At 28.4% G+C, this 10194-nt stretch carries 8 protein-coding genes; 1 reads left to right on the forward strand and 7 read right to left on the reverse strand.

The annotated features are described in order from the left end of the window. Nucleotides 1-43: 43 nt before the first annotated feature. From AVBRAN12642_RS04780 to AVBRAN12642_RS04800, 5 genes are read right to left on the reverse strand one after another with little or no spacing between them, the layout of a single operon-like run. Entirely contained in the window at nucleotides 44-1213 is a 1170-nt protein-coding gene (locus AVBRAN12642_RS04780) for a cation:proton antiporter (protein ID WP_239803131.1), read from the reverse strand. After that, the gene (locus tag AVBRAN12642_RS04785; protein ID WP_336608026.1) at nucleotides 1213-2274 is read right to left on the reverse strand and encodes an epoxyqueuosine reductase QueH; all 1062 of its coding nucleotides are present in this window, start codon (nucleotides 2272-2274) and stop codon (nucleotides 1213-1215) included. Before AVBRAN12642_RS04785 ends, AVBRAN12642_RS04780 begins: the two co-directional genes overlap by 1 nt. Then, nucleotides 2274-2993 carry a substrate-binding periplasmic protein gene (locus AVBRAN12642_RS04790; RefSeq protein ID WP_214116433.1) on the reverse strand — a complete coding sequence of 240 codons (720 nt, stop codon included), beginning with the start codon at nucleotides 2991-2993 and terminating at the stop codon, nucleotides 2274-2276. The genes AVBRAN12642_RS04785 and AVBRAN12642_RS04790 overlap by 1 nt, the downstream gene beginning before the upstream one ends. A gap of 9 nt (nucleotides 2994-3002) precedes the next feature. Further along, nucleotides 3003-4085 carry an ABC transporter substrate-binding protein gene (locus AVBRAN12642_RS04795; RefSeq protein WP_214119584.1) on the reverse strand — a complete coding sequence of 361 codons (1083 nt, stop codon included), beginning with the start codon at nucleotides 4083-4085 and terminating at the stop codon, nucleotides 3003-3005. Continuing rightward, nucleotides 4082-4561, reverse strand: coding sequence for a phosphatidylglycerophosphatase A family protein (locus AVBRAN12642_RS04800; RefSeq protein WP_214119583.1), 480 nt, complete (start codon nucleotides 4559-4561; stop codon nucleotides 4082-4084). The genes AVBRAN12642_RS04795 and AVBRAN12642_RS04800 overlap by 4 nt, the downstream gene beginning before the upstream one ends. A gap of 164 nt (nucleotides 4562-4725) precedes the next feature. Between AVBRAN12642_RS04800 and AVBRAN12642_RS04805 the strand changes: the two genes are divergently transcribed. After that, entirely contained in the window at nucleotides 4726-8664 is a 3939-nt protein-coding gene (locus tag AVBRAN12642_RS04805) for an autotransporter outer membrane beta-barrel domain-containing protein (protein ID WP_336608027.1), read from the forward strand. A 674-nt stretch (nucleotides 8665-9338) separates the two neighbouring features. Here AVBRAN12642_RS04805 and AVBRAN12642_RS04810 read toward each other — a convergent pair. Both AVBRAN12642_RS04810 and AVBRAN12642_RS04815 read right to left on the reverse strand, forming a co-directional pair. After that, nucleotides 9339-9617, reverse strand: coding sequence for a type II toxin-antitoxin system RelE/ParE family toxin (locus tag AVBRAN12642_RS04810; protein ID WP_250325694.1), 279 nt, complete (start codon nucleotides 9615-9617; stop codon nucleotides 9339-9341). Beyond that, nucleotides 9611-9853, reverse strand: coding sequence for a hypothetical protein (locus AVBRAN12642_RS04815; RefSeq protein ID WP_214120675.1), 243 nt, complete (start codon nucleotides 9851-9853; stop codon nucleotides 9611-9613). Before AVBRAN12642_RS04815 ends, AVBRAN12642_RS04810 begins: the two co-directional genes overlap by 7 nt. Between the last annotated feature and the right edge of the window lie 341 nt (nucleotides 9854-10194).

Consider the following 10194-nt stretch of genomic DNA (forward strand, 5'->3'; position numbering starts at 1 on the left):
TTATGTATATTTTAAAAGGAATTTGTGAAATATTGTAAAAAACTTACTTAGATTTTTGTTTATGTGTTTCAATAAGTAACGAAATTTTAGGAATAGCCCACATAAATATAACAGCTTCAATTAAAGATGATAAAACCAAAGCTAAATAAAAAGAATTATCAATTAAGTTTAATTTCATTCCTAAAGTTGCAATTGCGATTAATAAAGTAAGTGGCATACAAGATGTAAAAGCTAATAAAATACAAGATATTTTAAAGTCTTTATAAAATACAAAAGAACTAATTATTCTACAAACTAACATAGTAAGAATAATAGCAAATGACATTAATATAAGCTCTTTATTAACCAAGCTAAAATCAAGGCTTAGCCCAACATATACGAAAAATATAGGTATTAAAAATGGGTGTCCTAATGAGCTTAATTTATGCTCTAAATCCTTTTTATGCCCAAAAAAGCTAGATATAAACATACCAGCTAAAAACGCTCCTAAAGCTATTTCAAAATCAAAATAAAGCATTAAAGCAACTGCTAGCATCCACAATGCAAGACTAAGCCTTACATTACGCTCTGCTTTATCATAATCAGGCATTAAAATTTCTTTAAGCCAAGGTAACCACCAAAAAATCGCATTAAAAATATAATAAATTACAACAAAAACTCCTAAAAAGAATAGTATTGACAATACAGAAGTAACAACTTGCATTGTGCTACTTGAGTTTGAAAAGCTATTTAAAAGAGTTATTAAAACAATGCTTATTACTTCGCCAAGTGCTGCTAAAACCATAGTAAAACTAAGCCATTTTGGAGTAATTTCGTATTCTTTATATAAAATACTAATAAGCCCTATACTCATAACAGGAATTATTATTGCAACTACTAAGCTAAGTTTTAGTATCAATGAAATACTAATAGCTAAAGCGTAAAGAATTAAATAAAATAAAGATATTTTTTTTAGCTCATTTGCATTTAATTTTATAAATTCTTTAAGGCTTACTTCAAGCCCTGCTATAAACATTAAATAGCAAAATCCAATATGAGAAGCTAGGGTAAAAGCAGGTGTTTTTGTGATTATTCCAATAGCACCAGCAATACTTCCTAAAATAATTTCAACCGCTAAAATAGGTAAGCTAGTAAGCTTTGCTATATAAGGCGATGAAAAAACAACAAAAGATATAAATAATAAAATATTTAAATCATTTGAGCTAAGTTCCATTAATTTCCTTGTATAAATCTAGTATCCTCAAAAATTATGCTTTTTGCAATTATTTCAATTTTTTCTGGGATATTTTCAATAATTATAATAGGACTTAGGTTATAGTGATTAAATAATTTTGCTCTAAAGCTTATTTGCTTTTTAATACTTGGTGGATTTTTTAAAAATTCTTCATAATTTTCGTATTTAAAAAACTCATTCGCTTTTTTAAACGATATTACACATAATTCATCTTTATTACACATTATTAGCTCTTTACTTATGTCAAGACTTAGATTAATTTTGCGTGATTTAAAATGCGAATAAAACAAAACAAAAGCTTTTGTGGTATTTTTATTAGCTTTAATTCTTGCATAAAGCAAACGATAATTTAAAAACTTTTCTCTAATAATGCTAAATTGTTGATTTTTGCTTTCTAATCTTACGACTTTTTTAAAAAATTGCAATTTTTCTTCTATTGAGCCAGGTAGAATTTGATTTTTATATATACTTGAGCTTAATTCTTTTATCAAATGCTCTTCGCTTTTTTGTTGAGCTAAGCCGTAAATACAGCCACAATAATTTTGATGATACAATAAATCATCTTTTGCTAATTTTAATTGCCTTTGAGTTCCACCATCTTTTCTAAAATCAACACAAAAAAACTCTAAATCAGTCCCTTTTAAAGCTTCTTGCATAGATACTCTTAATTGCTCTAAATCTTTTTTAGGAGAGCATAAAAGTGTGGTTGTAAATGTTTTTTGCCCTAATTTTAAAGCCATTTCAACAGAACTTTGCATTCTAAAATCAAAACATTTAGAACATCTCTTCCCACGCTCAGGCTCATTTTCATAGCCTTTTACATAATTAAACCATTCAGCATAATCATATTCGCCTTTAATTAGCTTAATGCCAAGCTTTTTACAAGACCTTGCTACATCAAAATATCTTAATTCATATTCGCTAAAAGGATGAATATTTGGGTCATAAAAATACCCGATGAGTTCTTCATCAGGCATTAATTTTCTTAATTCTTGCAAAAAAAAGTGCGAATCAACGCTACAACAAATATGAACTAGCATTAATTTATTTTATACTTTTTACTAATTTCATTTATTGTGCCATCATCTAGCATTTCTTGTAGGCTTTTATTTATTATCTCAAGTAATTTTGTATTACCTTTATTTACGGCAAATCCTTGTGAGTCTTCATCTTTATACTCGCAAACTACTTGCAAATCAGGATTTTTATTTAAAAAATTAACTGCAGCAACCTTATCTAATACTATAGCATCTATTTTTTTGCTTTGTAATGAAAGTATGCTAATGCTAGAATTTGCAAAGCCTTTTACTTCTTTTTGGCTAGATTTTTTTGCTATATCATATTGCACCGAGCCAAGTTCAGCCCCAAAAAGCGTATTAGTAAAATCTAAATCTTTACAATTTTTAATTTCTTGATTTTCATTATTTTCTATTCTTTTTATGAAATAATTAGAACTATCTTTAAAATTAATTGTAAATTCTACTGCCTTAGCTCTTGCTGGAGTTTTTTTCATAATTGCTCCGATTAAATCCACTTTATTGCTCTTAAGACTTGGGATTAATCCGTCAAAATCCATATATTTAAACTCCACTTCTAAATTATTTCTTTTAGCAATTTCTTTAATAATATCAACATCAAAGCCTTTTAATTCGTTGTTTTCTAAATATTCATAAGGCGGATAATTAGGTGCTGTTGCTACTCTTAAAATATCAGCACTCATACTTGTTAATAATGCTAAAGAAAATAATATTTTTTTCATTTTGCTCCCTTACTTTACGCTATCTTTATAAACTGCGTTTTCATTTACTACTTCTTTAATAATTAAAGACCTTTTTGTCTCTCCTGTGCTATCTATGCTAATAATCCCACTAACGCCTTCGTAATCTTTAGTTTTTTTAATCTCTTGATTTATACATTCGCTAGTGATTTGCTCACAACGATTTGCAGCTTCTACTAATACAAAATAAGCATCAGCACCCATTGCAGCAAAATTTGATGGAAGACTTCCATTGTAAGCTTTTGCATATTCTGCTAAATATTTTTTGCTAAGTTCTGTTGGTGGAACATTTGCATCAAAGCTATCTGTATATAAATGATTGTTTGAATACTCTGCTGCAAGTTTGATAAATTGCTCATCAGCAACCCCATCAGCACTAGCGATTATACTTTTAACACCTGCGATTTTTGCTTGTCTTACAAAAAGCGCTGCTTCTTGATAATAAAGTGGCAAATACACTACATCAGGATTTAAACTAGCAATTTGAGCTGAAATAGCGTTAAAATCTTTATCTCCACTTGTAATGATTAATTCTTTTAATATTTCTCCACCACCTTGAACAAATTCTTTTTTGTAAGCTTTTGATAAACCTAGTGAATAATCAGTCGCTTGGTCTTTTACAATTACTGCTGTTTTTTTACCTTGAGCTAATAAATATTTTGCCATAGCTTCGCCTTGAAAACTATCATTAAAGCACACTCTAGCAGCGTAATTTTTGCCTTTTAATAATTTATCATTCGTAGCAGCTGGTGCAATTACAGGCACTTTTTTCGCTTCAGCTGTATTCATAACCACTATAGTATTTGCAGTAATCATTTCTCCAATTATTGCACTAACTTTTGGTAAAACTCTTTCAGTTGCTGTGATGGCTTCTATTTTATCGCCTTTTGTATCAACTATATTTAAATTGATTTGCTCTCCATTTTTTAAAGTTGGTTGCATTGCATTTGCTACTTTTATTCCATTAAGTGCCGCATTTCCATATGCTGCAACGCTACCACTAAGTGGTAAAACTACACCAATATCTAAAGCAAAAGCCGCACTAGAAGCTAATAAAATTAAACTTTTTTTCATAATAAATCCTTTAAATAATTTAAATAAATTCCTTGAATTACAAGGCATAAAAGACCTGCAAAAAATCCTGCAAGTAAATCATCAAGCATAACGCCTAAGCCACCTTTTAGCTTTTTATCAACTTTACCAATAATACTTGGCTTAGTTATATCAAAAAGCCTAAATAAGATAAAAGCTAAAGCAAAATGCCACCAAGAGTTGTTAAAACTCATACCAATCGCCAAAAAAACCCCACAAACCTCATCAATTACTATTTCTTTAGCATCGTGTTCGTGAGTTTTTTCATAATCGTCAATGATTTTAATACTTGCAATAAAAATTGCAATACTTAATAGCATTAAAGTGCTTTTATCTGTGTAAATTAGTAACAAATAAGCAAATGGTAATGCTGCAATAGTCCCCATTGTGCCACTTGCAAACGGACTAAGACCTGAATAAAAAAATGTTAAATATAGTTTTGCTAATTTTTCTTTCATTAAAATCCTTTGTAATTTGGAAAAATATCTTAAGTTAGTTAAGGAATAATTTGTTTTTAGAATTTGATTTAAAGAATTTAAATATCGTTTTTAAATTCTATGATTTTTAATTTAAGAAAAACATTATAAAATAACGATTATTTTTTATAAAAAAAGGCAAAAAAATGTTGAAAAAATCAATAATTTTAATAAGTATTTTATATTCTAGTTTAAATGCAAGTGCCGTTGATAGTAGATTTTCGTATCAAGATTATTTAGATTTTGGTGCTAATAAAGGCAAATTTAAAGCAGGGACAACAGGGCTTAGCGTAAGCTCTAAAGATGGGACTTTAAAAGTAGATAGTTTTTCTTCTATGCCTATGATTGATTTTAGTGCTAGTAATAAAACGGGTATTTTAAGGGGAGAATTTACAAATATAGGTGGCAATAGGGTTTTAAGTGCAGCTCATATGATTTTTGGAGACCAAGCAAATTCTTTGCATAAATATTCAGCTTTACAATTTGGTGGAGTATTAAATACTGTTGTAAGTGCATCAAATAATTTTGATAAATGGACTTGTACTCAAGGAACTTGTGGAAAAGATGATTTTTTAGCTCTTAGAATGGGTAAGGTTAATATTAATAAAAAAGCGGATATTGCTCCGATAAAATATTATGATGAAAATGGAAAAGATACAAATTACGAAGCTTTTAAAACATATTCATCAGATATTAATAATGATTTAGCAAATTTTGAAGATAAAAGTGGTAAGGCAGCTTTATATGATAATTCTAGATATACACTTTTTGTAAGGAGTGGAACAGGTCTTCAAAAAATTAACACAGTAGAAACAATAAATAAAAACGGATACGATTATTTTAGTGTAAAATCAGATAAATTGGCTGATGCAAATAAGTATTTTACAGGTGGAATTATAAACAACATAGATAAAAATGAAAGTTTCAGACAAGAATTTGGAATCTATACAATTAATTTTAATCAGAATAAATTATTGAATTTTTCAAGCACAGGCGCAAAAGGCGATAGTGGAAGTGCTTTATATGTATGGGATAATGTAGATAAAAAATGGTATATGATAGGAGTAGCTAGTGTTGCAAATTGTAATGAAAATAGCACATCTTGTACTTATACAAATTATCATTTAGTAAATAATAATACTTTAGATATTTTTAATAAGGCTCATAGTGTTATTACATCTGCTAATTTAACACTTAATAATGATGGTTTAAAAGATGATAAAAATCATCTTGTAGAACAAACAATGGGGGCTTTATCTTTTAAACACCATTATTCTGGTTATATAAGCAGTTTAAATAAAAATTACGATGCTTATAAGCAAAGATTAGATTTAATGGCTAACGATAAGGATATTTATATAAATGGTGGTTCTTTAACTCTTAGCGCTAATGCTGATTTAGGTTCTAGCGCATTGATTATAAAAGATAATTTAAATTATGATATTAAAGGTGATTTTGACTTTTTACACGGCGGTCTTGATATAGGTGCTAATTCAGTCGTAAATTATTATGCAAAGACTGCGGAATTTGATTTTTTACACAAAATTGGTGCGGGTAAATTGATAGTTAATTCAAGTAGTCCCAAAGCAGGGCTTAGAATAGGTGGTGGCGAAGTTGAGTTTAAAAATTCTTCAGGCACAACTTTTGGTAGTATTTATATGACTAATAATTCAAGTTTAAAGATAAATAACGCCAATCAAATAAATACAAATTATTTATATTTTGGCGAGAATGCAGGCAAGCTTGATTTAAATGGTGCTAGTTTAAAATATTTTAATAATTTTTATGCAAGTGATAATAATGCAGTGATAACAAATACTAGCACTAACTTAAGCACTCTGGAAATCAATAAATTTGCTACAACAGAACCTACAAATATTATTTATCACGGAAATATTAAAGGAAATATCAATATAATTCAAAATCACAATAATAAATCCGATAAATATGCTGTTTATGATGGTGGTTTAGATATTCAAAATATGGAATTTAAAAATGGAAATTTAGTTTTACAAGGTCATCCAATAGTGCATAATTATGTATCAAAAGATGTAAAAGATAAGCTAAAAGAAGATATATTTACTACCCCTACAAGGCTAGACCAAGAAGATTGGGAAGAGAGAAATTATAAAATGGCTAGCCTAACTTTAGACAAAGCTAGTCTTGATATTTTAAAACATTCAAATGTGGATATTAAAAACATTAATTCTATTTCTTCAACTATTAAAATTGGCGATAATTTAGCTTATATAGATAGGTTTGATGGAGAAAATATAAAAGCAAATGATACTATGGGTAGTGATACTAATGAAAGTTATTATAATAATCTAAAATATCAAGAAGAAGTAACAAAAGGCGAAAGCATTGCTAAAAATATCAAAATTAATTCAAATTTTGATTTGAAAACCAATTCAAAACTAAGCCTTTTAAATGGCACAGATTTTAAAGGCAAAATCACAGCTGATGATAGTTCTAGCCTTGAGTTTAATGGTGCAATGATTAATGCAAATATAAACGCAAGTAGCCTAAACTCAACCAATACAACATATATTTACGAAAGCAAAAACAATGCTTTAAATATAAGCAAAAGCACAAGTGGAGCTAAAAATACCTTGCTAATCCAAAAAGACTTTTTAAACGGAGATGATAAAATACTAATAGCAAGTTTGGCTAATGATACTTTAGTGGCTGAAAATTATTTTGATATTAAAGGTGAAGCTTCAGTATTTGCCGACCTTAAACCTAATGTAAAATACTATGATGAAAACGGCACAGCTAAATGGTATCTTGAAAAAATACCATCTACTCCATCACCAGAGCCAAGCCCAACACCAGATAAGCCAAGTACCCCAACAACTCCAAGTGAGCCTGATACTAAACCAACTCCACCAACTAACACAGACACAACTCCAAGTGAGCCTATTAATCCAAATGAGCCTAGTGTTAATAATCCAAGCGAACCTAGTATTCCTAGCACTCCAAACGAACCAAGCGAGCCTGATACCAAACCAGTTGAGTCTAAGCCAGACACTCCAACAATACCAGATGAGCCAAGCACTCCAAATAACCCAGAAGAGCCTGTTATAGTTGAGCTTGACCCAAATCCTAGCAACAATCCAAGCAATGTAGAAACAAAAGGCCATTATCAAGAATACTTCTTTGTAAGAGAGAAAGAAAGTTCAATAAATACAGCTAAAAACACGCTAAATCAAGCATTTTTTAACTATGTTTTAGAGTGGAACAATATGCAAAAGCGTATGGGAGAGCTAAGAGATGAGGTTGCAAATGGCGGAATTTGGATTAGGAATTTCGGTGGAGCAAGTTCGTATCTAAAAGATAATAAGACCAAATATTATGAATTACAAATCGGTGCTGATAAGATTAGCGAAATGGATGATTTCAATGCTTATGCGGGAATTATCTTTACTAATTCAATTTATAAACTAGATACAAAAAATATGCTAGAAGGTAAAGTAAAAGGCATAGGCGGGGGACTTTATTCAAGCTTTATTTTTAATAATGGTTTTTATATTGATATGATTGCAAAATATGTTGATTATAAAAATGACTACACTCTAACGCTAAATAATGGCAATAATAAAGCAATTTATATTAACGCGAATAATCATTCTAAAAGCGTAGTAGCAAGCGTAGAATTAGGCAATAGATTTTATATGAATAATTATTATTTAGAGCCTAGCGTTGAGTTAATTAGTGGCTATGTTAGTGCGATTAGCCTTGAAAATAAAGCCGAGCATATAAAATTAGAAAGCAAATCATTCGTTCCATTTAATACAAAAACAATGCTAAGTTTTGGTAAGCAAAGTAGCGAAGATTCAAGATTTGGATTTAGATTTGGGGTTGGAATTGCTGCTGATTTAGCTAAAAACGGCGATAAAACCATAAGAGATTTAAATGTAATTAGACAAATTGAAGGCAAAAAAGATACAAGAATGCTAACTAATGCTTCATTTAATTATAATTTCACGAATAATTTAAGGCTAATGACCGAGTTTGAAAGGACATTTTTTGGTGATTTGAATGTGGATTATTCGCTTAATATGACTTTAAGAAAGAGTTTTTAATTTATTTTGCACCTATTTTAAAGGTGCAAAATCTTTATATGTTTTTATCTTGTCAATAAATATTATTTATTGGGTTTTTTAATGAGTTTAAGCATAAGGAGTTTCAAAATACATTTTTATTCTATCGCCTAAATACTCAAATTATGATGCAAAGCTTAATTTTTGATATAAAGAAGCAAAAATAACCATTAAATAATAATCTTTATTCATTCACTCGCATTACTAAATACAAAAAATAAAGAATTTAAAATAATAATTCAAATAAAAATATTTTAATTTTCTTTAAAAGTAAGAAAATTTAAATTGCTAAGTTATTGTTTGTATTAAACTACTTCTTAAATCTTGCCAAATTACTAAGCGGTAAAGATAGCTAAGATTTATAATTTTTACCAATAAATTTCTTAAAAGTTTAGTTGTTTTAATGTTACTTTTACGCATTTAATTGTATTTTTTACTCATAAAATCACTTGAAATCTCACTGATATTGATTTTTTTAAGTATTAAAAAATAAAGAATTTAAAACAATAATTTACACATAAAAACTAAAAAATATAAAGCAATATTTTTATTATTACCAAAGCTTTATATTTTGATTTAGAGATAGCCTAAATAGTATTAAATCAATAATATGATAAATTCAAATTTATATTTAAGCTATTATTTTTTTAAAAAGATTATTTTTTGAATGAATTGCTGTGATTTGCAATATTAATGCAAGTTAGCGTTAGAATATTTTTATCTTTTTCGTAAATTAGCACCAAATCGTTTTTCACATGGCAATCTCTATAGCCCTTAAATTTACCTTGCAAAGCGTGGTCTTTATAAACCGGTTCTAATACTTCATCATTTGCCAATCTTAAAATAATTTTATTTGTTAATTCTTTATCAGCTTTGCTTAGTTTTTTAAAGGCTGTTTTGTAAGCTTTAGTCTCCCTTACTTGATACTTCACCATTTCATGCTTTCTTCTACGAATTTTTCAGCGTCCATATATTCAACTTCCCCACGCAAATACGCAGCTTTTAATTCTTTTGCTTCTTTTATAGAATCTAAAAATTCTTTACTATTATAAAAATCATCTAATTTGCTTTTTTCTTTCTTTATCTTTATCGGCTCGTTAAATGCCTTTGCTAATTCTTTTAAAGCCTTTAAAAAGTGCGGATTATCATTCATCTTTACTATTACATTCATATTTACTCCTTTTATAATCGTTATCTTATACTAAATATGTTTAATTTATAAAGTTTTAAGTAAAATTCTTGCTTTAAATTCTTAAAAGTTTAAAATGTTTTTTGATTATGTTTTTTAAAAAGTTAAAGAAGTAAAAAAGGTGCTAAGGATAGCACCTTTTTTTGTTATTACAAATAATCTTTAAAACTATTGTAATAACCTTAGTCGTTTTTTAAGATAGCTAATGCTATCTTAAAAACTCCATTCATTAACGCAATAATCTTTATTGCGTTTTTAAAGATAGCCGAAGCTATCTTTAAAACTATTGTAATAATCTCATTACATTTTGTTGAACAGCGTTA

The sequence above is a fragment of the Campylobacter sp. RM12642 genome (genome assembly GCF_020137635.1).
Lineage (GTDB): Bacteria > Campylobacterota > Campylobacteria > Campylobacterales > Campylobacteraceae > Campylobacter_E.